Raw genomic sequence first — 24,895 nt, 5'->3', positions numbered from 1 at the left:
TCAGTAGGTCCGCCCGATCAGCACCCGTTCCACCGCAGGCTCGCCGGTAAAGAAGCAGGCGTCATCGGCGGGGGCTGCATCGAGAGGGGTGTTTCGCATCGTCAGCTTTAACGCTTTGAGCTGCTCAACGATCCCGTCCAGCACGTCGCCGGTGGGGCGCGCCCATTGCACCTCCACCCAGCCCGCAAATTTTTCCTCGCCCGCGAAATGCGCGGCAAGGTCGGTGACGTCGCGGCGGATATTGGCGTGAAGCCGCTCCTTCGCTTCGGCATAAAGGCTCTGCTGAATCGCTTCCAGCATGGCCGCCGCGCCGGTGACAAATTCCTCTTTTGTCAGGAAGGCGGTGTTGAGCTTGCCATCTTCCTTGTACAAGCGGTCGCGGCGGATCGCGGCGACCTTGCCCGCCGCCACATCGCGCGGTCCGATTTCCAATATGACCGGCGCGCCCTTCTTGACCCAGCCCCAGCGTTTTGCCTGCGCCTTGTTGGCGCTGGCATCCAGCAGGACGCGGAGCGGTTCACGAAAGACATTGAGCGCCTTCAATTCGCTTTCCAGCGCGCGGCAATAATCGAGGATCGCCGCATCCTCCTCATTGTCGCGCAGCATCGGCACGATGACGATCTGATGCGGAGCGATGCGCGGCGGACAGCGCAGCCCGTCGTCATCACCATGGGTCATGATGACGCCGCCGATCATCCGGGTCGAGACGCCCCAGCTTGTCGTATGGCAGAGGCTGTGCCCACCGTCCTTGTCCTGAAAGCGGATATTCGCCGCTTCGGCAAAGCCGGTGCCGAGATAGTGGGAGGTTCCGGCTTGCAGCGCCTTGCCGTCCTGCATCATCGCTTCGATGGAATAGGTGGCAACGGCGCCGGGGAAGCGTTCATTCTCCGGCTTTTCGCCCGCAATCACCGGCATGGCCAGCACATCTTCGGCAAAGGCGCGATACATTTCGAGCGCGCGCAGCGTCTCTTCCATCGCATCCTCGCGGGTGGCGTGCGCGGTATGCCCTTCCTGCCACAGAAATTCGCTGGTCCGCAGGAACATGCGCGTTCGCATTTCCCAGCGCACGACATTGGCCCACTGATTGACCTTGAGCGGCAGGTCGCGCCAGCTTTGTATCCAGCGGCTCATCGCGGAGCCAATCACCGTTTCGGAGGTCGGGCGGACGATCAATGGCTCTTCCAGCTTTGCCTCGGGGTCGGGGATCAGCTTGCCCTTTCCGTCGGCGATCAGCCGGTGGTGGGTGACGACCGCCATTTCCTTGGCAAAGCCATCGACATGGTCGGCTTCCTTCTCAAAGAAGCTCAAGGGGATGAACAGCGGGAAATAGGCATTTTGGACCCCGGCATCCTTGATGCGCGCATCCATCACCAACTGGATGCGTTCCCAAATGCCATATCCCCACGGCTTGATGATCATGCAGCCGCGCACCCCCGATTCCTCGGCGAGGTCGGCTTCGGCAATTACCTGCTGATACCAGGCGGCAAAATCGGCCTGCCGCGTTACGCTAAGCGCATGTTTGACCATGATCGTTCTGTGTTTCCGTTTGTAATGGAGGGCACGCGGCCCTTATTTGTCTTGCTTCGCCAGCTCGGCCTTCAGCTCGGCAATCTCGGCCTTCAGCGCGGCAATCTCCGCATCCTGCGAACGATTGGCCGCAACGCCCGGCATGAAGGCGCCCGCCGCCTGCTGGAACAATTCCATATTGCGCCGCGCCATTTCAGCAAGCGGATTGGCGCCGAGGGCGCCCTCAAAGGCCGCGCGCACATCCTGCTGATTTTTGTGAAACGCCGCCATCGAGGCTTCGAGATATTGCGGAACCATCGATTGCATCTTGTCGCCGTACAGGCCGATGATCTGACGCAGGAACGATATGGGAAGCAAGGTTTCGCCGCGCGTTTCGGTATCCATGATGATCTGGGTCAGGACATTATGCGTAATATCCTCCCCGCTCTTCGCATCGACCACCCGAAACTCGCGCCCGTCCCGCACCATCGTTCCCAGATCATCAAGCGTGATGTAACAGCTGCGTTCGGTATCATAGAGCCGCCGGTTCGCGTATTTTTTGATAACGACGGCTTCGCCATCCGGGTGCGCCTTCGCCTTGGCCATCGTAATCACTCTCCTTTTGGCTCTAGATACGCTTAAGCTTTCCAAAGCCCGGCCTTAGCACCAGTTTATGACGCGTCGCAACATCCTCCCGCCAAGGCGATGGGCATCGATTCGCTCCTCGCAAGTAGAGAAAGAAGGGCGGTTGCCATCATGGAAATATGAGCAGCGAGGCCCCCACTACAGGAAGCGCTAGAGATTTTCTCCCGCAGCCCCCACCCTCACGCGAAAAAGCGGCGTAAAGCAATTTAGTTTCCCTTGAAACCTAACAACAGGGTCCGAAGGAAACTGCTGCTTCATTTTCAGCAATATACGTTCATTAAGACGCAATAATATTGCCGATCGATGAGGCCAAAAGGAAAGTTAGCCTGTAGCAAAAATATCACATTTTTACGCTATCGTTACAAGATTATCACCCGCCTGAATTAACCCTATTGCCAAGATTGAAAATCTGCATTCCTCATGTGCTGTCCGTTCAAATCAACTCCGAACGGCACGGGGAACATCAACATGAGAAAGACCAATCTATTGGTGCAGGGCTCCGCCCTGGCACTTGCCCTGTTCAGCATAAGCCCTGCGATGGCCCAAGAAGAAATAGGGGCCGCAGAGGAAACCGCTTCAGCACCCGAAACCATGATCGTGGTGACCGGATCGCGTATCCAAACCCCTAATCTGGTGACGAACGTCCCTGTTACGACAATCACCGGAGAGCAGTTTTTCAGCCAAGGCAACAGCAATATAGGCGACGCACTAAACGACCTGCCTCAGTTGCGAAATACCCGTTCTCAACAAAACCCGGGCTTGGGAGTAGGAATCGCCGGCTTGAACCTGCTGGATCTCCGCGGCCTCGGAACTCAGCGCACACTGGTCTTGGTAAACGGTCGCCGCCATGTTCCAGCCGACATTTTGAGTAACGCTGTATCGCCGGACGTCAACAGCATCCCCAACGACCTTATCGAGCGTGTCGACATTGTCACCGGAGGCAATTCTGCTGTTTACGGATCCGATGCCATTGCCGGCGTGGTTAATTTCATTCTACGTAAAGAATTTGAAGGTCTGCAACTTCGCGGCAAAGTTGGAATCGCCGATAAAGGCTTCGGCGCAAACCAATATGCCTCGATTATGTTCGGGAGCAATTTTGGGGATGATCGGGGCAATATCACCCTCCATGCCGAATACGCTCATCAGGAACGCGTATTTGGATCAGATATTCCCGCATTTCGCCGACAGGATGGCTTGGGCATAATCGATGTGGACCCTTCCGGCTTACCCAACGGCTCAGACGGCTTTCCAGATCGAGCCTTTTTCCGCGATTTGCGTAGTGCCTCCATTCATCGTCAAGGCCTTGTGCCGATTACTCAACCTTCGTCTATCGCAGGCTGTGGAACAGGTTTGGGCCAAACGAATGGAGCAGGCGGAGTGGGCTCCGGGGCATCCGTAGGCCTGCCCTATAATTGCACATATATTTTTGGAACAGATGGGCGATTGACCCCTCAAACGGGCAGCCGTTTCAGTACGGGAATTATTGGAGGCATCATCGGCGGCAACGGCCAAACCGGCCGCGAGGATAAATTGCTTTCGGTGCTTCCTTATCAGCAGCGCTTGAACTTCAACGCTCTGGCTCATTTCACCGTCAGCGAAGGTTTTGAGCCGTTTATTGAAGCAAAGTGGAATCGTGTCGACACTTTGGGATCAAACGCCGGGCCGTCGTTTATTCAAGGCACATTTAGCCAATTCGATCTGCGCGAACGAATTCGTCTCGACAACCCGTTTCTTCACCCTGCCGACCGAGCCACAATCGCAAATGCCATCCTAGCTTCAGGCTGTAACACCAGCCTGACCGCATCCTGTAATGTGACAGGCGTTTCCGGCTCCTTCACCCGTTCCTCACGGGAAGGGCAAGGGGTGGGCGGTCCGCTCAATGCGGCCGACATAGCAGCGATCAACGCGGGAACATATCGCTTCGTTACCTCGCGACAGCTGGCTGATTCCGGCATTCGTGACGAAGAGTTTCGTCGCGACACATATCGTATCGTCGCAGGCGTTCGAGGGTCATTCAACGATGATTGGGGTTACGAGCTATCCGCAAACTACGGTAAATTCAAGGAAACCACTGTAACTTACGGCTATTTGGATCGACAGAGGTTCCTGCTGTCCCTGGACGCGGGCCGCAACCCGGCTACGGGCGAAATTCAATGCCGGTCACAGTTTGACCCAGCGGCGGCCTATGCATTTCCCGCTGCGAACGGTGCTGCACGCTTGGCGAGCGACATCGCTGCCTGTGTTCCATACAATCCTTTTGGCGCCGCCGACAACTCAGCTGCTGCAAAATACTTCACGTACAACGCAACAAATAAAGCGAGCTTGGAGCAGATAGATATACTCGGATTCGTCAACGGAGACACGAGTGAATTTATTTCCCTTCCTGGCGGGCCTATTGGTTTTGTCCTAGGCGGCGAATATCGCAGAGAGCGAGCGAAATATATTAATGACCCCTTCATTGTTAGCGGAGCTACCAATGCGGTTAATGTTGGGGTGTTCGACCCACCGGCCTTCGAAGTCAAAGAGGCTTACGGAGAAATTCGCCTTCCACTTTTGGCGGACATCCCTTTCGCTCATGAATTAACCGTCACAGGCGCAGGACGTGTTTCAGATTATAAGGGCAATGCAGGCACCGTCTGGACTTATAACGCGGGTGCAACGTGGGCACCGATTCCTGATCTTCGCCTGCGCGCCAACTATGGCAAAGCAGTGCGTGCTCCTAACGTGTCCGAAACGGGCTTCCCTGCAGTGCCTAACTTCGCGCCGGGTTTTCAGGATCCCTGCAATTCGAACAACATCGGCAACAACCCCAATCGGCAGGCTAACTGTCTCGCAGATTTGGGCTCTGCCCTGCTCGCAGGACTGCCAACCTCAACCTACTCGTTACCGATTGTCAGCGGCAGCAACACCGAGTTGATTTCGGAAACATCCAAATCGCTGACAGTAGGAGCGATTTTGGCGCCTCGCTTCATCCCGGGCCTGTCATTAAGTGTCGATTATTATGACATCAAAGTCGACGATGTCATCGTTTCCTTGACCGCCCAGGCCATTGCAAATGGGTGTTACGACCAACCAACGTTGAATAACCCGCTATGCGGCAATTTCTCGCGCTGGCGGGGGCCAGGCACCGGCCCTCTGGGCGAGCAACCGGGGCAGATTTTGGCGAACTCGCTCCTTTCCTCACCGCTGAATTTTGCGAAGCGCGTGCGACGGGGGATCGATGTCAATTTTGGTTATCGGACTGCCCTGAGCGACGCCGTAAAGCTCGATACAACCGTTATCTTCGTGCATGGGCTGCAGAATAGCAACTTCGAGAACCCGTCACTTCCTGACTTTGAAAACCGCATCCTGAGTGAGCTTGGCGATCCCAAGAATGAGTTCCGGTGGGATGTGGATCTAGAGGTCGGGAACGTTACCTTCGGATATGGCATGCATTATATCGGACCCATGTTCGTGAATGCATATGAGGACTTTAACGAGCTCCCATCCGCCTGCACTACGAACGGATGTCCCCCGGTCAATTCGGACTATTCAGATATCCGCACATACCCAAGCGTCATTTATCATGATGTACGACTACAATGGAATCTGAAGAACCTGGCTGGCTTTGGTCGAGATTTCCAACTTACCTTGGGGGTAGACAATATCTTGGATAAGCAGCCTCCTTTGGGATCGACCGGCACAGCGGGAGCCGCAGCAATCTACAGCATTCGTGGCCGCAATTTGTACGCGGGATTCCGCGCACGCTTTTAAAACTCATATAATATTCTTAGGGTGGAAGCTTGCCTTCCACCCTTTCTTTTTATCTCTTATCTTGTGACAAAAAATGGACGAACCGACACCTCGTGCCATCCGGCTCTTAAATAACAATCGACCGGAGCAAGCCCTGACTCTTCTGCGGTATGCAGCAGAGCAAGGAGATCCCCAAGCATTGTAGGAACTCGGACGCTGGCTAGTCTACGGCTATCCTGTCCAACGGAATTTCGGATTAGCACGGACGCTATTTGATCGAGCGTCCCGATTAGGCGACTGTGGGCAGCAAAGCGTCACGCAGTTTTGTAGCGCTAGGCGCAGGCGGCAAACCTAGCTGGAATCAGGCGAGACAAATATTTGAAATATAGCCGATCGTGACAAAGAAGCCGAGGCACAACTGGCTCTTCTCAATGCCATGCAACTCGATGCCGAGGGCAAGCCCAAACCAGAAGCACAAACACGGTTGCGCGTGCATGACAAAGCGCCAGTACGGCATTATTCCGGTTTTCTCACGCCTCTGGAATGCGAACATCTCATCACCTTGGCTTCGCCTCACCTTTCTCCGTCGATCATAGTGGACCCTCAAACCGGGCAGCAGCGCCCGGATCCTATTCGCACCTCCTCAGGCGCAATCCTCGGCCCACTGCAACAGGATCTCGAGATCCATGCCATTAATATGCGAATAGCTCTCGCCACCAATACCCAGATAGAAGCAGGGGAGCCACTTGCCATCCTTCGTTATGTGACCGGAGAACAATATCGAGAGCATCATGATTGCCTTCCGGGCGAAATCAACCAACGAGCGTTCACTGCCATTGCTTATCTCAATGACGATTATCAGGGCGGAGAAACCAGCTTTGCCGCATCCAACTGTCCATCAAAGGCAGAAGAGGCGATATGATATGTTTTGCCAACACTCATCCCAACGGAGATGTGGATTTACCGAGCCGTCATGCAGGCCAGCCGGTCAGTCGGGGTATTAAATGGATCTGCACACGTTGGATACGGCGCCATAATTTTGACCCATGGGGGCTTCGCACCTCCTCCTTCCATGAAAATTCTATGACCTAATACCTTGATCAAACCGTCGCCCCAATCCCGTCAGCAATTCATATTGTGACAAACCACTTCGCTTCGACAGAGCGGCAAGATTGTAATCCACTCTCAGCCAATCACCGTCTTTCATCCCGTCGGTCCCGCTCGCTTCAAAGGCCAGCAGGTCCATGGACACGCGGCCCACGAGGAGCAGGGGCGAGCCTTTCCATGTCGCGCCGCCATGGCCGGCGTGGCAGCGCAGATAGCCGTCGGCATAGCCCATGTTGACGATGGCGATGCGGCTGTCGCGCGGTGCGGTCCAGGTGGCGCCATAGCCGACGGTTTCGCCCGCGGGCACGGTTCGCATCTGGAGGACGCGTGCCTCGGGATAGGCGACTTGCCGGATATGCCCTTCGGCCTCTGCACGGGGGATGCCGCCGTAGAGGGCGATGCCGGGGCGCATCAGGTCGAACGCATAGTCCGGCCCCAGACAGATGCCCGCGCTGTTCGCAAGGCTGTAACGCTGCGCGGGCACATGCGCCCGCACCGCGCGGAAGGCCGCGAGCTGTTGTTCATTTTGCGGGCTGTCTTCGTCGGCGGAGGCGAGATGGCTGTGCAGTGTGTGGATGGCTAGCCCGTCGAGCGCCCCGCCCATCGCCTCTTCGACGCGCAGCCCCAGCCGGTTCATGCCGGTATCGACCATCACGTCGCACGGCCGCCCTTCCCCGCCCGTCCGCCAGCGCGCCACCTGTTCGACGCTGTTGAGGATGGGGCGTGCAGGAAGCAGGCGCGCGGCCGCCATGTCGCTTTCACCCACGCCGTGGAGGACCGAAAGCGAGACGCCCCGGGGCAAGGGCATCAGCGCCGCGGCCTCGGCCCAGGTGGCGACGAAAAAGTCGCGGCATCCGGCAGGCACGAGATGGTCCATCACCCAGGCGGCGCCAAGGCCATAGCCATTCGCCTTGATCGCCGCGCCGCAGGCTGCGCCATTGCCGCGAGCCGCGAGCCAGCGCCAGTTGGACACAAGGGCCGCAGAATCGCGGCGCAGACGAAGCGGGGACGGAATGGTGATCATGCCCGTCACCTAGCCGCCTTTTGAAAGGCGCGCCAAGGGGAGAGTTATGAGGCCAGGGCTAAGCCTCCGCCGGCTTGTCCCACTCCCCTTCCTTTGGCTCGCGCAGCATGAAGGCGGTGACGAGGAAAGCCATCAGCACCACCCCCCATGTATACCAGAGCCCGGCATAGGCATCGCCGGTCTTGGCGATGATGAAGCTGGCGATCAGCGGAAGAAAGCCGCCAAAATATCCCGTCCCCAGATGATAGGGGATGGAAAGCGAGGAATAGCGCACATGCGGCGGGAACATTTCAGCGAGCAGCGCCGCAACCGGACCATAGGTAAAGCCCGACAGCGCGCTCAGCCCCAATAGCGCGATGAAGATGACGGCGATTCCCAAGGGCGCAGGGATCTGCTTTTCAAAATCATATCCCATCGCCTCCAGCGCCGGTTTGAGCAGCGCGGGGTCTTCGCTCGCCACTTCGCGGTCGCCGATGGTGACCTGCACCGTATCGAAAGGCGTGTCGCTCGCCGCAATCTTGTACGGGACCCCCAGCTTCGTCAGCTCGCCCAGCGTTTGTCCGCAGATGGTTTCCTGCCGCTCGGCAAAGGGATCGAAGCTGCACTGCGACCCGGTCACCGTCACCGGCGCCTTTTCGGCGGCGGCGGTCAGCGCGGGATTGCCGACGCTGCCCATCAGCCAGAAGAGCGGAAAGAGCAGCAGCAGGGTCGCGCCATAGCCCCAGACGATCGGCTTTTTGCGCCCCACCCGGTCGGAGAGGCGGCCCGCCCAGATGAAAAAGCCCATGCCGAGCGCCGCCGCCAGCCCGACGATGATTTCGGCGGCGGTGTCGTCGACCTTCATCGGCCCTTTGAGGAACGACAGGCCCGAAAACATCGCCGTATACCAGATGACTGTCAGCCCGGCGGCGATGCCGAACAGCGCGATGAAGATGCGGCGCGGATTGCCGGGATAGGTAAAGCTTTCCTTCAGCGGGTTTTTCGCCAGCTCACCCTCGCGCTTCATCGCCTGGAACACCGGGCTTTCGGACAATTTCATCCGCATCCACAAGGATATGACGAGGAGGATGATCGACAGCAGGAAGGGCACACGCCAGCCCCAGCTTTCCCAGATGGCGTCGGGCATCAAGGCCTTGCACCCCAGGACGACGATCAGGCTGAGGACAAAGCCGCCGACGACGCTCGCCTGGATAAAGCTGGTGTAAAAGCCGCGCTTTCCAGGCGGCGAATGTTCGGCGACATAGATGGCAGCGCCGCCATATTCGCCGCCGAGCGCCAGTCCCTGCAAGATACGCAGCAGAATAACGATGATCGGCGCCGCAATGCCGATGGTCGCCGCCGACGGGATCATGCCGACCCCCGCGGTCGCTATGCCCATCAGCGTCACGGTCACCAGAAATGTATATTTGCGTCCCAGCCGGTCGCCGAGAAAGCCGAACAGCACGGCGCCGAGCGGACGAAAGCCGAAGCCGACGGCAAAACCCGCCCAGACGAGCAATATTTCCAGCGTGGCATTGTCGCTGGGGAAAAAGGCCTTGCCGATGATCGCTGCCAGCGTGCCATAGATGAAGAAATCATACCATTCGAACACGGTGCCCGCCGATGATGCGGCGATGACCATGCGAATATCCTTCGCGGTCGGTTGATAAACCGCGCCCGCATCGGCGGCGGCAGCCTGTTCGCTCATCTCGTCTCCCTCAGCGAGAAGCCATCCGCTCTCGCCCTTATGTCCTGTGCCTTATGCAGCGCTTACCCTACGTCTATCGCAGTTGCGGCGCCGCGCAAGACTTGTTGGCGAAAGCCGGGGCACGTGGCAGACTGGTCGCCATGAAATTCATCGACCTGTCCATCCCCATCACCAATGATGTCATATCCGACCCGCCGGTGATGCGGCCGCAAATCACCTATATGACCCATGACAGCACCTGGGAGCAGATCGCGATGTTCTTCCCCGGCCTGCGTAAAGAGGATCTGCCCGATGGCGAAGGCTGGGCGGTCGAGAGCCTGACGCTGTCCACCCATAATGGCACGCATATGGACGCGCCCTGGCATTTTCATTCGACCACCGATGAAGGCCAAAGCCCCGCCCCCAGCATTGACGAGGCGCCGCTCGACATTTTCTTTCGCCCCGGCGTGAAGCTCGATTTTTCGGATCGCCCGGCAGGCCATGTGGTGAGCGCAGGCGAAGTGGAGGCGGAGCTTGCGCGCATCGGTCACGATCTTCAGCCGCTCGATATCGTGCTCGTCCAGTCGGGCGCGATTTACGGCAGCGAAAATTTCACCGATCAGGGCTGCGGCATGGGCGCGGAGGCGACCCTCTATCTGACCGAACGCGGGGTCAAGGTCGTCGGCACCGATGCGTGGAGCTGGGACGCGCCGTTCAGTCACACCGCCAGACGCTGGGCCGAAACGCACGACCCGTCGATCATCTGGGAAGGGCATAAGGCGGGGCGTATCCGCCCCTATTACCAGATCGAGAAGCTGGCCAATCTGGCCGCGCTGCCGCCGACCGGCTGGACGCTGTCCTGCTTTCCGGTGAAGATCGAACGCGCGAGCGCGGGCTGGATCCGGGCGGTGGCGCTGCTGGACGAGAAAGCGGCTTAACGCGCGCCCTTACCCTCTGCTTCCTCTCCGATAGTCCGGTCGAGGAAGTCGAGGATGCGGCGCTCCACCGTCGCGCGGCTCATGTCGCTACCGAGGCTCACCGCACCCATCGGATAAAAATGGCCGAAACCCGGAACCCACGCGCTTTCGACCGGCACGTCGGCAGCTTTCAGAACGCCGATGGCGGCACGCGTTCCGGCCATGATGCCGCCAAGGTCATTCTGTCCCAGAAAGAAGAGCGCGGGCGGCATGTCCCCCTGGACCGTCTGGCGCAGGTCATAGGCGCCAAAGCCGCCCGACAACATGATCGCCCCGCGCACCGGCGCGCCCATGCCATAGGCTGCGTTGACCACGCTGATCGCGCCGGCGGAAAAGCCGCCGATGGCGATCCGGTCGGGGGCCACCCCCCATTTTTTTGCATGGCCGCGCAAATGATGGACGGCGGTGACCAGATCCTCGCTCGCCGCAAGATAGCTGCGCCACAGGGCATCGCGCGAGGCGTCGTCAAGCGGGGGAAGGCCCATGCGCTGGCGCACCAGCTCCACACGCCCGGTCGCGGCAGGCCCCGTCATCATCTCGCGCGGCATCAGATGGCCGGGATCAGGCTGATGCGTCAGTTGCGGATTTTCGGGGGCGAGCCGATATTCGATCGCCGTACAGACATAGCCTGCGCGCGCGAAACGCGTGCAATAATCGGCCATCGAACTGTCGGAAGCGCCATCCTCCTCGAAATTCTCGGCCCCTTTTGAGCCGCGATGAAAGGCGCCGCCGAACATCATCACGACGGCGGGGCGGTCGGTCAGAAGCTTGCCGTCCCGTGCGGGGCGATAGACGTCCATTTTGAGCGCCCGCTCGGTCAGCTTGCCGCCGGGTGTCGTCACCGCGCCCTCGCCATAGACCGCGTCCTGCGTCACGCTCACCGCATAGGGGACAGCCGGGGTTTCGCTCGCCGCCGCGAAGGGCGCGCAAAACAGCGCGAGGGCGAGCATCGGAAAGCGGTAATTCATAATCATCCCATTCAGTAAAGGCGCGCCGTCAACGCGGCGGCGGTGCAGACCTGTGTCTGCGGTCAAAGCGGTCAAAACAGACGCGAGCCGTTGGGCACCGCCTGGTCGGGGGCGAAGAGGATCACCGCGCCTTCTTCGTCGGCGAAGCCCAATGTCAGCACTTCAGACATAAATTTGCCGATCTGGCGCGGCGGAAAATTGACCACGGCGGCGATCTGTCGCCCCACCAGCTCATCGCGAGCATAGCGCGCGACGATCTGCGCGCTGCTCTTCCGAACGCCAATCGCGGGGCCAAAGTCGATCTTCAGCTTGAAGGCGGGTTTGCGTGCCTCGGGAAAATCCTCCGCCTCGATGATGGTGCCGATGCGGATATCGACCTTCAGGAAATCGTCGAAGGCGATGGGATCGGCGGCGGGGGTATCGGGGGCGTGGTGAAGGTGCATATTCCAATTCCGTCAGGGCGAGCCCGGCAAGGGCCGCGAGAAGCAATCTCCAGCCATCGGCCCAAATGCCGATAGCTGGAGATTGCTTCGTCGCTGCGTCCCTCGCAATGACGAAGCACAGACCATTATTCCAGTTCCAAAATCACCGCATCCACCGCCAGACTGTCGCCTTCGGCGGCATTGATGCTTTTCACCACGCCCGTCTTCTCGGCGCGCAGGATATTCTCCATCTTCATCGCCTCGACGGTTGCGAGCGGTTGACCAGCTTCGACGGCATCGCCCTCCCCGACATACAGCGCGACCAGCAGGCCCGGCATGGGGCAGATAAGGAATTTCGAAAGGTCGGGCGGGACTTTCTCGATCATGTGCGCGGCCAGCGGCGCGACATGGGCGGGCAGCACCCGCACCTCATGTATGCGTCCGCGCGTCGTCATGCGCCAGCCGGTACGGGTTCTGGCGACCTTCACTGCCAATTCGCTCTCGTCGAGTTCGGCAATGACCAGGCGGTCGCCGGGGGTATATTCGAGCGCCAGTTCCAGCTTTTCATCATCGACCTGGATATATTTGGTGCCGACCTTCACCGCATGGTCGCGGCCATCGACCACCACCTGCCAATGGCCCGGCGGGGCGAGGCGGTCGCCCAGCTGCCCATCGATCCGGCGTGCCCGGTCGGCATGGGCGCTCGCCATAAAGCCCGCAATGGCGGCAAGAGCGCGCACCACATCGTCGCTCGTTTCGGCGCCCTGAAAGCCTTCGGGATATTCCTCGGCGATAAAGCCCGTCGTCAATTCGCCCGAGCGGAAGCGCGGGTGCTGCATGATCGCCGACAGAAAATCGATATTATGGCCCAGCCCTTCGATCTCGAACCGGTCGAGTGCGGCGACTTGCAGATCCGCGGCTTCATCGCGGGTTTCGCCCCAGGTGATCAGCTTGGCGATCATCGGGTCGTAAAAGATCGACACCTCGCCGCCTTCATATACGCCGTCGTCGACGCGCACGCCGGCAAGGCCCCGGCGGCCATTTTCCGCGCCGTCGTCGCTCCACCCCTCCACCGGGGGCGAATAGCGCACCAGCCGCCCGGTCGACGGCAGGAAGCCGCGATAGGGGTCCTCGGCATAGACGCGATTTTCAATCGACCAGCCGTCGATTTTCACATCATCCTGGGTCATCGCCAGCTTTTCGCCTGCGGCCACCCGGATCATCTGTTCGACCAGATCGATGCCGGTAATTGCCTCGGTCACCGGATGCTCGACCTGGAGCCGCGTGTTCATTTCGAGGAAGTAAAAGCTTTCGCCCGTCGGGTCGGCGCCCGACACGATCAGTTCGACCGTGCCGGCGCTATAATAGCCGACCGCCTTCGCCAGCGCGACGCATTGCTCGCCCATCGCTTTCCGCATTTTGGGGGTGACGAAGGGCGACGGGGCTTCCTCGACCACCTTTTGGTGGCGGCGCTGGATCGAGCATTCGCGCTCGTTGAGGTAGAGGATATTGCCATGCTGGTCGCCCAGAATCTGGATCTCGATGTGGCGCGGATTGAGGATGAATTTCTCGATGAAAACCCGGTCGTCGCCAAAGCTGCTCAGCCCTTCGCGTTTGACGCTTTCAAAGCCTTCGCGGACATCCTGCTCGCTATAGGCGAGCCGCATCCCCTTGCCGCCGCCGCCAGCCGACGCCTTCATCATCACCGGATAGCCGATGTCATTCGCTATCTCGACCGCATGGTCGGTATCGCGGATTTCGCCGACAAAGCCGGGGACGACATTGACGCCTGCTTCCTTCGCCAACTTCTTCGATTCAATCTTGTCGCCCATTGCGGCGATGGCCTTCACCGGCGGGCCGATAAAGGCGATATTTTCCTTCGCCAGCGCCTCGGCAAAACTGGTGCGTTCGGACAAAAATCCATAGCCCGGATGCACCGCCTCGGCGCCGGCTTCCTTGCACGCCGCGATGATCTTCTCAGCGATCAGATAGGATTCGGACGCGGGCGAAGCCCCGATGTGCACCGCCTCATCCGCCATCGCCACAAAGGGCGCGCGCGCGTCGGCGTCCGAATAGACGGCAACGGTCGATATGCCCATGGCCCTCGCGGTCTTGATGACGCGGCAGGCGATTTCACCGCGATTGGCGATCAGGATTTTAGAAAACATCAATTTTCCCTCGGCATTTGCATTGGAAGACGATCGGTATCGTTCACGAGGGCATTGAGCTGCCGAAAGGTGGCTGCGCTTACACTTCGTTGACCCACCCAAGTTTCAGGAAGAGACTTCCTCACCTGCTCTTCCGGGCCATTGTAGATCACTTCGCCAAAGCACTCGTCGTAGTTGAAATGGAAAAAGAGCAGATGATCTGCCTTTGTTTCGACTAATCTGAAGGCCGCCCCTCGCGCTGTACCGCTCGCTTTTACCTGTACGGAGCGACCGTCTGCCGCATATCCGTCCACGCCTTCGTTGCTCCGTCCAGTTAGCTTAAGCTTGTAGAGTTCAGCCGCAACGGCCTCACCCAAATCGCCGACCAAATTTCCATCAAAGGTGAAGTGCAAATCGACGTCCGAGAAGTGGGCTTTCAGTTCATTTCTTGCCGCGACTAATTTGCGCACTGACGATGGAAGTTCGAACTTCACTCCGCCGCCTCCATCCGCATCGGCTCTTCGCTCTCCATCGGTCGCATCCCCAGCTTTGCGAGCAGCGCGGCGTCTTTGCTGTCGCCCGCATTGGCCGCGGTCAGCAGCCTGTCGCCGGTGAAGATGCTGTTCGCGCCCGCCATGAAGCAGAGCGCCTGCGTCGAATCCGACATGCTCTCGCGCCCCGCCGACAGGCGGACCATCGAGCGCGGCATGGTGATGCGCGCCACCGCAACGGTGCGGACAAACTCAATTTCGTCGATCTGCGCGAGCGGTGTGTCGGCGAGCATGTCGCCGAGCACCGTGCCCTTCACCGGCACCAGCGCATTGACCGGCACGCTTTCGGGATGGCGTTCGAGCGTCGCGAGCGCATGGATGAATCCGACGCGATCCGCGCGCGTCTCGCCCATGCCGACGATCCCGCCCGAACAAACGTTGATCCCCGCATTACGCACCTGTTCGAGCGTATCGAGCCGGTCCTGAAAGGTGCGCGTCGAGATGATATTTTCGTAATTTTCCGGGCTGGTGTCGATATTATGATTATAATAATCGAGCCCCGCCACCGCGAGTTGCTGCGCCTGTTCCTGCGTCAGCATCCCCAGCGTCATGCAGGTTTCCATGCCCATCTGGCGCACGCCCTCGATCATTTCGACGATGGCGGGCATGTCGCGATCCTTGGGGTTGCGCCACGCGGCGCCCATGCAGAACCGCTTCGATCCTGCATCCTTGGCCTGCGCCGCCGCCTGCAGCACCGCGCGCACATCCATCAGCTTCGTCGCCTTCACCCCGCTGTCAGCATGGGCGCTCTGCGAGCAATAGCCGCAATCCTCGGCGCAGCCGCCGGTCTTGATCGAAAGCAGCGTGCAAAGCTGCACCTCGCCCCGCGCGTGATGGCGGCGGTGGACGCTCTGCGCCTCCCACATCAGTTCATCGAACGGCAGGTCGAACAGCGCGGCGATTTCCTCGCGGCTCCAGTCGGTGCGGATCAGTTCCTCGGTCATGCAATCGTCTCCAGCGCCTGTTCCAGATCGGCGATAATATCGTTGATATGTTCAATGCCCACCGACACGCGAATCACATCGGGTCCGGCGCCCGCCTCTGCCTGTTCGGCCCCGGAAAGCTGGCGGTGGGTGGTCGAGGCCGGGTGGATGATCAGCGAGCGGGTGTCGCCCAGATTGGCGAGATGGCTGAACAGCTTGACCGAAGAGACAAGCTTCACCCCCGCATCATATCCGCCCTTCAGCCCAAAGGTGAACACCGCGCCCCCGCGTCCGCCCAGATATTGTTTGGCAAGCGCGTGATAGGGGCTGTCCGGCAGGCCGGCGTAGGAAACCCAGCCGATCTTCGGATGTTTTTCCAGCCATTCGGCGAGCGCAAGTGCATTGGCGCAGTGCCGCTCCATCCGCAGTGCCAGCGTCTCCATGCCGGTCAGCGCCAGAAAGGCATTCATCGGCGCCAGCGCGGGGCCCAGATCGCGCAGGCCCAGCGTGCGCGCGGCGAGAATGAAGGCGAGATTACCGAACGCCTCGGTAAAGACCGTGCCATGATAGGAGGGATTGGCCTCGCTCAGCGCCGGATATTTGCCATGGCTGGCCCAGTCGAATGTTCCGGCGTCGACGATCACCCCGCCGACGGCATTGCCATGGCCATTGAGGAATTTGGTCGCCGAATGAACGACGATATCGGCGCCATGCTCGATGGGGCGGCACAGCATGGGGGTCGCCATCGTATTGTCGACGATCAGCGGCACGCCCGCATCATGGGCGATTTTGGCGATGGCCGCGATATCCTGCACCACCCCGCCGGGGTTGGCGAGGCTTTCGATAAAGACCGCCCGCGTCTTGTCGTTGATCGCGGCGGCGACATTGGCCGGATCATCGGCATCGACGAAGCGCGTGGTCCATGCCATCTTGCGAAAGCTCTGTCCCAATTGGGTCAGCGAGCCGCCATAGAGTTTTTTCGCCGCGACGATTTCGCAGCCCGGCTCCATCAGCGTGTGAAAGGTCAGGAATTGCGCGGCATGGCCCGATGCCACCGCCAGCGCCGCCTGCCCGCGTTCGAGCGCGGCAATCTTGCCTTCCAGCGCGCCATTGGTCGGGTTCATGATCCGCGAATAAATATTCCCGAATTCCTCCAGATTGAACAGGCGCGCGGCGTGATCGACATCGTCGAACACATAGGATGCGGTCTGGTAAATCGGAGTGATCCGCGCCTTCGTCGTCGGGTCGGGCGCGGTTCCGGCATGGATGGCCAGCGTTTCGGGCTTGTGGTCGCTCATAATTCCTCCGGCTCTCAGGCCGCCTCGCTTTCGTCGGCGGGCGGCATATTATGGCCGAGCAGGCGCAGCACATCGGCGGCGCACTCGACCACGTTGGAGCCGGGGCCATAAATGCCCTGCACGCCCGCGTCGCGCAGATAATCATAGTCCTGCGGCGGGATGACCCCGCCCGCGATCACCTTGATATCGCTGCGTCCGGCAGCCTTCAGCCCCTTGATCAGTTCGGGGATCAGCGTCTTGTGTCCGGCGGCAAGGCTCGACGCGCCCACCGCGTCGACGTCATTCTCGAGCGCCAGCACCACCGTTTCCTCGGGCGTCTGGAACAGCGGACCCGACACGACGTCGAAGCCCATGTCGCCGAACGCCGATGCGATCACATTGGCGCCGCGATCATGGCCATCCTGCCCCATCTTGGCGACGAGCAATTTCGGCTTGCGCCCCAGCCGCCGCTCGACCGCCTTCACCCCGTCGACGACCTGCGCCCAGCGGGTGTCGTCCTTGTAGGGCGCGGCATAGACGCCCTTCACCGGCGTCGGCACGGTCGCATAGCGGTCGAACGCCTCTTCCATCGCCGCCGAAATCTCACCGAGCGTCGCGCGCGCGCGCGCTGCCTCGACCGCATGGGCGAGGAGATTGGTCTCGACCGACTGCGGCGCCGCGGCGGCATCGCGCAGCGCCTTCAGCGCCGCCTGGCATGCCGCCTCGTCACGGCTCGCCTTTACCTTGCCCAACCGCGCGACCTGCGCCTCGCGGACCTTGGTGTTGTCGACCTCGAGCGTTTCGAGCAGGTCTTCGTCCTTCAGCCGATATTTGTTCACCCCGACGATCACATCGTCGCCGCGGTCGACCCGCGCCTGCCGCGCGGCGGCGGCCTCTTCGATCATCGCCTTGGGCCAGCCTGCCGCGACCGCCTTTGCCATGCCGCCCTCGGCCTCGACGCGGTCGATGATCGCCTGCGCCTTGTCGACCAGTTCCTGCGTCAGCGCCTCGACATAATAGGAACCGCCCAGGGGATCGACGACATTGGTCATCCCCGTCTCTTCCTGCAGGATGATCTGCGTATTGCGCGCGATCCGCGCCGAAAAATCGGTCGGCAGCGCAATCGCCTCGTCGAGCGCATTGGTGTGGAGGCTCTGCGTGCCGCCGAGCATCGCCGCCATCGCCTCGATCGTCGTGCGGATGACATTGTTATAGGGGTCCTGCTCGGTCAGCGAGACGCCGCTCGTCTGGCAATGCGTGCGCAGCATTTTCGAGCGTTCGGACTGCGCGCCGAGCTGGGTCATCGCGCGGTGCCACAGCACGCGCGCCGCGCGCAGCTTCGCCGCCTCCATGAAGAAGTTCATGCCGATCGCGAAAAAGAAGGACAGGCGCCCCGCGAACTTGTCGATGTCGAGCCCCGAGGCGACGCCATATTTCACATATTCGATGCCGTCGGCGATGGTGAAGGCGAGCTCCTGCACCTGCGTCGCCCCCGCTTCCTGCATATGATAGCCGGAGATGGAGATGCTGTTGAATTTGGGCATCTCGCGTGACGTGTAACCGAAAATGTCGCTGATGATCCGCATCGAGGGTTCGGGCGGATAGATGTACGTGTTGCGGACCATGAACTCCTTCAGAATGTCGTTCTGGATCGTCCCGTCGAGCAACGCGCGTTCGACCCCCTGCTCCTCGCCCGCGACGATGAAGAAAGCGAGGATCGGAATCACCGCGCCGTTCATCGTCATCGAAACCGACATCTTGTCGAGCGGGATGCCATCGAACAGGATCTTCATATCCTCGACGCTGTCGATCGCGACCCCCGCCTTGCCGACGTCGCCGACGACGCGCGGATGGTCGCTGTCATAGCCGCGGTGCGTCGCGAGGTCGAAGGCGACCGACAGCCCCTTTTGCCCCGCCGCGAGGTTGCGGCGATAAAATGCGTTCGATTCCTCGGCGGTCGAAAAGCCCGCATATTGCCGGATCGTCCACGGGCGCCCCGCATACATCGACGCCTTCACCCCGCGCGTGAAGGGCGCGAAACCGGGAAGGCCCGGGTCGGTGGTCACATCCTCGGCGGTGTAGAGCGGCTTGACCTCGATCCCCTCGGGCGTGTGCCACGTGAGGTCGCGGCCCTTCACCTCCCTCTCGGCGGTGGCCTGCCAGTCGGCGATGGTGGGTTTGTCGATCATAATCTCTACTCTCTTTTCGTCATGCCGGACTTGATCCGGCATCCCATCCTTCCGCGCGGGAATAATGGACCCCGGATCAAGTCCGGGGTGACGATGAATGAACGTCAATGATCGCCTTTCGGCGTCTCCATAATCTCGGTCAGCACCCCGCCCATATCCTTGGGATGGACGAAGAAAATAAGCGTCCCATGCGCCCCGATCCGCGGCTCGCCAAGCACGCGCTTGCCCATTGCTTCAAACTCGGCCTTGGCGGCGTGAATGTCGGGCACCTCGTAACAAAGATGATGCTGACCACCCGCCGGGTTCTTGTCGAGGAAGCCCTGAATCGAAGTATTGCCGGGCAGCGGCTCGATCAACTCGATCTGCGTACCATTCATGCCGCTGTCGGTCGGCGTATCGACGAAACACACTTTCACCCCCTGTTCGGGCAGGTCGAAAGGCTCATGAATATGCGTCGCGCCCATCACATCGCGGTAAAAGACGATGCTGTCGGCAATCGACGGCGTCGCAACGCCGATATGGTTGAGGCGGCCTAGTTTCATGCCATGACCTCGATCGGAAACTTGACGCTATTGGCAATAAAGCATTGATCATGGGCGTCATGGTGCAGTCTACTCAATGTTTCCGCATCGGGAGCCGGGCCCTGCCACTCGATCTCGGGAAAAAGGTCGACCCGCGTAATCTGGACCCGCCCGTCTTCGCCCTTGGCCATGGTGCCCACCGCAGCGTCGCGATAGGAGCGCACGGGATATCCCGCCTTCGCCGCGATATAGAGGAAGGTCAGCATGTGACAGCTCGAAGCCGAGGCGACGAGCGCCTCTTCGGGGTCCACGGCAGCTTCGAGCGACCAGGGCAGCGGCACGACATGCTTCGACGATGACGCCGGGACGACCACACCCTCGTCAAAAGTCCAGCGGTGCCCCCGCCCATATTTGCCGCCCGCCACGTCATCGGACGGCGAAGCCTCCCACTCGATCAATGCTTCATATTTGGCCATGCTGACAGTCCTCCAAATCTGTTGGCAGCGCACCGCCACGTTGCAGCAAGTCGGCAATGGCAGGCTTCACAACGCCGATGTGATTGAGGCGGCCTAGTCTCATGTCGAACTCTCTCCAACTTTCGTCACCCCGGACTTGATCCGGGGGTCCATTCTTCCTGCGCTGTCTTCATGGATGCCGGATCAAGTCCGGCATGACGAACAGAGCCTAAAGCGGAATATTGTCATGCTTCTTCCACGGGTTCTCCAACTGCTTGTTCCGCAGCTTTCGCAGCCCCAACGCAATCCGCTTCCGCGTTGAGTGCGGGTAGATCACCTCGTCGATATAGCCGCGCTGCGCCGCGACGAAGGGGTTGGCGAAGCGGTCCTCATATTCCTTCGTGCGCTCGGCAATTCTTTCGGGGTCGCCAATATCCTTGCGGAAGATGATCTCGACCGCGCCCTTCGCGCCCATCACCGCAATCTCGGCGGTCGGCCAGGCGTAGTTGAGATCGCCGCGCAAATGCTTTGACGCCATCACGTCATAGGCGCCGCCATAGGCCTTGCGCGTGATCACCGTGATCTTGGGCACCGTCGCCTCGGCATAGGCGAAGAGCAGCTTCGCGCCATGTTTGATGATGCCATTATATTCCTGCGCCGTGCCGGGCAGGAAGCCGGGGACGTCGACGAAGGTGACGATCGGGATTTCGAACGCATCGCAGAAGCGCACGAAGCGCGCCGCTTTCTTTGACGAATTGATGTCGAGCACGCCCGCGAGCACCAGCGGCTGGTTCGCGATAATGCCGATGGTGCGCCCTTCGATGCGCCCGAAACCGCAGATGATGTTCGCGGCGTGCGCGGGCTGCACCTCGAAGAAATCGCCCTCGTCGACGGTTTTGCGGATCAGCTCGTGCATGTCATAGGGCTGGTTCGCATTGGGCGGGATCAGCGTGTCGAGGCTTTCCTCGATCCGGTCATAGGGGTCGGCGGTCGGCCGCTCGGGCACCCCGCTGCGGTTGTTTGCGGGCAGGTAATCAAAGAAATCGCGGGCCGCGAGCAGCGCCTCAATGTCATTTTCAAATGCCAGATCGGCGACCGAGCTTTTGGTCGTATGGGTGATCGCGCCGCCGAGCTCTTCCTGCGTCACCACTTCGTTCGTCACCGTTTTGACAACATCGGGGCCGGTAACGAACATATAGCTCGAATCCTTCACCATGAAGATGAAGTCGGTCATCGCAGGGCTGTAAACCGCGCCGCCCGCACACGGGCCCATGATCAGGCTGATCTGCGGCACCACGCCCGATGCCAGCACATTCTTCTGAAACACCTCTGCATAGCCGCCGAGCGAGGCCACGCCCTCCTGGATACGCGCGCCGCCGCTGTCGTTGAGCCCGATGACCGGCGCGCCCACCAGCATCGCCTTTTCCATCACCTTGCAGATTTTCTCGGCATGGCGCTTCGACAGCGAGCCGCCGAACACGGTGAAATCCTGGCTGAAGACGTAGACGAGCCGGCCGTTGATCGTCCCCGACCCGGTCACCACGCCATCACCGGGAATCCGCTGTTCCTGCATCCCGAAATCGACACAGTCATGCTCGACATAGGTATCAAGCTCTTCAAACGAGCCTTCGTCGAGCAGCACGTCGAGCCGCTCGCGCGCGGTCAGCTTGCCCTTGGCATGCTGCGCGTCGATGCGTTTCTGCCCCCCGCCCACGGCAGCAGCGGCGCGGCGGCGTTCCATTTCGGCGATATTGGCGGACATGCACATCTCCAGCTTGTTTCCGCCTCCCATCTGCCCCGCCCCGCCCCGCCATGCAAATGCGAATTTGCAAAGTTGCGAAGTTCATCTTTGCAAATTATGTTACCGCCGATGGTGCAGCTTCGACTCTACGCTGGGCGGCAACTTCGCCAACTTCGGGAAAGCCGCGGTATCAAGCAGGCCGATTTCGCGGCCCGCCTCAGCATTTCGCCCTCCTATCTCAGCCAGATCGAGCATGACGACCGCCCGCTGACGCCCGCCTTGCTCAGCCGCCTGCAAAAGCTCTTCCCGCTGGAGTGGGAGGAGGTCGCCGCCGAGACGGGCGACCGGCGCGCCGCCGCGCTGCGCGAAGCCGCCGCCGACCCGCTCTTTGCAGCAGCCCCCCTGCCCCCCGACCAGCTTGAACGCGCCGCGCTTCAACAGCCGCAATTTGCCGACCAGTTTGTCGCGCTCCATGCCGCCTATCGCCGCGCCGGTCAGCGGCTCCAGATGATTGACGAGGCGCTGACCGGCGGCACGGCTGAGGGCAGCCGTCTGCCATGGGAAGAGGTGCGCGACTGGTTCCATGATGCCGGCAATTATGTCGACAGCATCGACCGCGCCGCCGAAGCGCTTGCGGGCCAGCTTCGCGGTTCCGCCGCCTCGCCGCCGATCGAGACGATCGAACGGCGGCTGCGCGATGCGCTCGGCATTTCCATCGTCTATCGGCAGGCGCAGGCGCTACGCGATTTCGATGCAACGATGCGCCATCTGGTCATCGACCCGTCGCAGCCCGCCGAAAGCCGCCGCTTTCAGCTCGCGCATCAATTTGCCGCGCTTGCGCTGGCCAAGGAAATAAGTGCAGTGGTCGAGGACACGCCGCTTCGCACGACTGCTGCACGGCAATTGCTTCATGTGGGCCTCGCCAATTATGCCGCGGGCGCGCTGCTCATGCCTTACAGCGCCTTTCGCGCCAGCGCCCGTGCCTTGCGGCATGATATCGACCGGCTGCGTCTGGAATATGGGGTGAGTTTCGAACAGGCATGTCACCGCCTGTCGACGCTTCAGCGCCCCGGCGCGCGCGGTATTCCCATGTTCTTCTGCCGCGTCGATATGGCAGGCAATATCACCAAAAGGCACAGCGCCACGCGGCTGCAATTTGCGCGCTTCGGCGGCGCCTGCCCCTTGTGGATCGTCCATGAAGCTGCGGCCATCCCCGACCGCATCCTGTTCCAGCTTGCCGAAACCCCCGATGGGCTGCGCTATGTTTCCATGGCAAAGGGGCTGGTCAAAGCCTCAGGCAGCTATACCCGCGCCCCGCGCCGCTATGCCGTGGCCCTGGGGTGCGAGGCGCAATATGCCGCCGATTTCGTCTATGCCGATGGCGTCGATGTCACTGCCCCGCAGGCCGCAACCCGCATCGGCCCCTCCTGCCGCATCTGCCCGCGCGACGACTGCGACCAGCGCGCCTTTCCGCCCAGCGACCGGCCGATATTGGTCGATCCCGACCGGCGCGATGTGGTGCCGTACCGGATTGGGTGAAGCGAGGGGAGCTACACCAAGCTCCGTTCGTGTCGAGCGAAGTCGAGACGCATGAAGTCGAAGGCAGGCCCAACCTGTCTCGACTTCGCTCGACACGAACGGGAATTCGGGTTGAGGCAGGCTATTTCAGCAGCACCAGTTCTTCGGCCATGCTGGGGTGCAGCGCGACGGTCGCGTCGAAATCCGCCTTGGTCAGCCCCGCCTTTACCGCGACCGCAGCCGCCTGCAAAATCTCGGGCGCATCGGGGCCGATCATATGGAGGCCAACGACCTGATCGGTCGCGGCGTTGACGATCATCTTGTACAGCGCGCGCTCATTGCGTCCGGCGAGCACATTTTTCATCGCGCGAAAATCGCTGGTATAGGTACGGATGCTCCCCAGCGTGTTGCGCGCTTCTGCCTCGGTCATGCCCACCGCACCGATGGGCGGATGGCTGAACACGGCGCTTGGCACATTGCGATAATCGACCGTGGTGGGCTTGCCGCCGAAGACGCTGTCGGCAAAGGCCTGACCTTCGCGGATCGCGACGGGGGTCAATTGAATGCGGTCGGTCACGTCGCCGACGGCATAGATGCCGGGAACCGATGACTGATTGGCTTCATCGACCTTGATCGCGCCCTTTTCATCCAGTTCGACCCCGACGTCTTCCAGCCCCAGCCCCTTGGTATTGGGGACGCGGCCGGTGGCGATCAGCACCGCGTCGGCGTCGATCGGGTCGCAATTATCGAGATGGACGGTCAGCGAGCCGTCATCCTTTTTCTCGATAGACCGGAAGGGGGCGTTGAATTTGAACTCGATGCCCTTGGTCATCGAAATCTGCAGCAACCGGTCGCGGATTTGCTCATCATAGCCGCGCAAAATCGTATCGCTGCGATTGACGATGGTGACCTTGCTGCCAAATTCGTTGAAAATGCCGGCAAATTCATTGGCGATATAGCCGCCGCCCGCGATCACGATCCGCTTGGGCAACTTACCCAGATGGAACACTTCATTCGAAGTGATGGCATATTCACTGCCGGGAAATTCGGGGACGAAGGGCCAGCCGCCCGTCGCGATCAATATGCGTTCGGCGCTGATCGTCTGCCCGTCCGCCAGCGTTACCTGCTGCGGCCCGGTCACCGTCGCGCGGCTCTTGAACAGCGTCACCTTGTGATTTTCGAGCGTCTGGCCATAAAGACCCTCCAGCCGCGTGACCTCGTTCAGCACATTGTCGCGCAGCCGGTCCCAGTCGAACTTGCAATCGGGAACGTCCCAGCCAAATTGGCGCGCGTCCTTCAGGTCCTCGGCAAAATGCGCGCCATAGACGAGCAGCTTCTTGGGCACGCAGCCGCGGATAACGCAGGTGCCGCCGACCCGATGCTCTTCGGCGACCGCGACGCGCGCGCCATGTGAGGCTGCCACGCGGCTTGCGCGCACGCCGCCCGACCCGGCGCCGATGACAAACAGGTCGAAGTCAAATTTACTCATGGATAAGCCCCTGCTGGTTGGCAGACGCCTATGTGGT

19 protein-coding genes are annotated in these 24,895 nt (G+C 60.6%); 4 read left to right on the top strand and 15 right to left on the bottom strand.

Features of this window, described 5'->3' with window-relative positions; genetic code table 11:
• Together proS and phaR are read right to left on the bottom strand one after the other, a co-directional pair.
• Entirely contained in the window at nt 1–1,527 is a 1,527-nt protein-coding gene (proS, locus tag JV18_RS0101575) for a proline--tRNA ligase (protein WP_033073151.1), read from the bottom strand.
• 42 nt (nt 1,528–1,569) lie between these two features.
• Entirely contained in the window at nt 1,570–2,112 is a 543-nt protein-coding gene (phaR, locus tag JV18_RS0101570; protein ID WP_033073150.1) for a polyhydroxyalkanoate synthesis repressor PhaR, read from the bottom strand.
• Nucleotides 2,113–2,619: 507 nt separating this feature from the next.
• Here phaR and JV18_RS14800 point away from each other — a divergent pair.
• Both JV18_RS14800 and JV18_RS15125 read left to right on the top strand, forming a co-directional pair.
• On the top strand, nt 2,620–5,904 hold the full coding sequence (locus JV18_RS14800) for a TonB-dependent receptor domain-containing protein (protein ID WP_033074810.1): 3,285 nt from the start codon (nt 2,620–2,622) through the stop codon (nt 5,902–5,904).
• Nucleotides 5,905–6,319: 415 nt separating this feature from the next.
• On the top strand, nt 6,320–6,805 hold the full coding sequence (locus tag JV18_RS15125) for a 2OG-Fe(II) oxygenase (RefSeq protein WP_144243840.1): 486 nt from the start codon (nt 6,320–6,322) through the stop codon (nt 6,803–6,805).
• 159 nt (nt 6,806–6,964) lie between these two features.
• Here JV18_RS15125 and alr read toward each other — a convergent pair whose 3' ends face one another.
• On the bottom strand, nt 6,965–8,014 hold the full coding sequence (gene alr, locus JV18_RS0101555) for an alanine racemase (protein ID WP_033073148.1): 1,050 nt from the start codon (nt 8,012–8,014) through the stop codon (nt 6,965–6,967).
• A 58-nt stretch (nt 8,015–8,072) separates the two neighbouring features.
• The gene (locus JV18_RS0101550) at nt 8,073–9,701 is read right to left on the bottom strand and encodes an MFS transporter (RefSeq protein WP_033073147.1); all 1,629 of its coding nucleotides are present in this window, start codon (nt 9,699–9,701) and stop codon (nt 8,073–8,075) included.
• Nucleotides 9,702–9,841: 140 nt separating this feature from the next.
• On the opposite strand from JV18_RS0101550, the gene JV18_RS0101545 reads away from it, so the two are divergent.
• Nucleotides 9,842–10,618 carry a cyclase family protein gene (locus JV18_RS0101545; RefSeq protein ID WP_033073146.1) on the top strand — a complete coding sequence of 259 codons (777 nt, stop codon included), beginning with the start codon at nt 9,842–9,844 and terminating at the stop codon, nt 10,616–10,618.
• Here JV18_RS0101545 and JV18_RS0101540 read toward each other — a convergent pair.
• The 10 genes from JV18_RS0101540 to JV18_RS0101495 form a co-directional block, all read right to left on the bottom strand.
• On the bottom strand, nt 10,615–11,625 hold the full coding sequence (locus JV18_RS0101540) for an alpha/beta hydrolase (protein WP_144243839.1): 1,011 nt from the start codon (nt 11,623–11,625) through the stop codon (nt 10,615–10,617). The two genes, JV18_RS0101545 and JV18_RS0101540, sit on opposite strands and share 4 nt — an antisense overlap.
• A gap of 71 nt (nt 11,626–11,696) precedes the next feature.
• Complete coding sequence (locus tag JV18_RS0101535) at nt 11,697–12,068, bottom strand: tRNA-binding protein (protein WP_033073144.1); 372 nt, start codon at nt 12,066–12,068, stop codon at nt 11,697–11,699.
• Nucleotides 12,069–12,193: 125 nt separating this feature from the next.
• On the bottom strand, nt 12,194–14,215 hold the full coding sequence (locus JV18_RS0101530; protein ID WP_033073143.1) for an acetyl-CoA carboxylase biotin carboxylase subunit: 2,022 nt from the start codon (nt 14,213–14,215) through the stop codon (nt 12,194–12,196).
• Nucleotides 14,215–14,688, bottom strand: a complete 474-nt coding sequence (locus JV18_RS0101525) for a DUF6998 domain-containing protein (RefSeq protein ID WP_033073142.1) — start codon at nt 14,686–14,688, stop codon at nt 14,215–14,217. Before JV18_RS0101525 ends, JV18_RS0101530 begins: the two co-directional genes overlap by 1 nt.
• Entirely contained in the window at nt 14,685–15,689 is a 1,005-nt protein-coding gene (bioB, locus tag JV18_RS0101520) for a biotin synthase BioB (protein ID WP_033073141.1), read from the bottom strand. Before bioB ends, JV18_RS0101525 begins: the two co-directional genes overlap by 4 nt.
• A complete protein-coding gene (locus JV18_RS0101515; RefSeq protein WP_033073140.1) occupies nt 15,686–16,966 on the bottom strand; it encodes an O-acetylhomoserine aminocarboxypropyltransferase in 1,281 nt (426 codons plus the stop codon). Before JV18_RS0101515 ends, bioB begins: the two co-directional genes overlap by 4 nt.
• Before the next feature lie 14 nt (nt 16,967–16,980).
• Nucleotides 16,981–19,134: a methylmalonyl-CoA mutase gene (gene scpA, locus JV18_RS0101510; RefSeq protein WP_033073139.1), complete on the bottom strand. Its 2,154-nt coding sequence runs from the start codon at nt 19,132–19,134 to the stop codon at nt 16,981–16,983.
• 104 nt (nt 19,135–19,238) lie between these two features.
• Nucleotides 19,239–19,676 (bottom strand): methylmalonyl-CoA epimerase, encoded by a 438-nt coding sequence (gene mce, locus JV18_RS0101505; protein ID WP_033073138.1) that lies wholly within the window; start codon nt 19,674–19,676, stop codon nt 19,239–19,241.
• On the bottom strand, nt 19,673–20,131 hold the full coding sequence (locus tag JV18_RS0101500) for an OsmC family protein (protein WP_033073137.1): 459 nt from the start codon (nt 20,129–20,131) through the stop codon (nt 19,673–19,675). Before JV18_RS0101500 ends, mce begins: the two co-directional genes overlap by 4 nt.
• Nucleotides 20,132–20,339: 208 nt before the next feature.
• Nucleotides 20,340–21,872 carry an acyl-CoA carboxylase subunit beta gene (locus tag JV18_RS0101495; RefSeq protein WP_033074809.1) on the bottom strand — a complete coding sequence of 511 codons (1,533 nt, stop codon included), beginning with the start codon at nt 21,870–21,872 and terminating at the stop codon, nt 20,340–20,342.
• Nucleotides 21,873–21,968: 96 nt separating this feature from the next.
• Here JV18_RS0101495 and JV18_RS0101490 point away from each other — a divergent pair, with 96 nt between their 5' ends.
• Nucleotides 21,969–23,390: a helix-turn-helix domain-containing protein gene (locus tag JV18_RS0101490; RefSeq protein ID WP_235302718.1), complete on the top strand. Its 1,422-nt coding sequence runs from the start codon at nt 21,969–21,971 to the stop codon at nt 23,388–23,390.
• A 121-nt stretch (nt 23,391–23,511) separates the two neighbouring features.
• Here the strand turns inward: JV18_RS0101490 and gor are convergent, their stop codons facing one another.
• A complete protein-coding gene (gene gor, locus JV18_RS0101485) occupies nt 23,512–24,858 on the bottom strand; it encodes a glutathione-disulfide reductase (protein ID WP_033073135.1) in 1,347 nt (448 codons plus the stop codon).
• Between the last annotated feature and the right edge of the window lie 37 nt (nt 24,859–24,895).

The organism is Sphingopyxis sp. MWB1 (assembly GCF_000763945.1).
GTDB lineage: Bacteria > Pseudomonadota > Alphaproteobacteria > Sphingomonadales > Sphingomonadaceae > Sphingopyxis.
The sequence above is the reverse complement of the archived record's forward strand: the minus strand, read 5'-3'. Positions and strand labels throughout refer to the sequence as shown.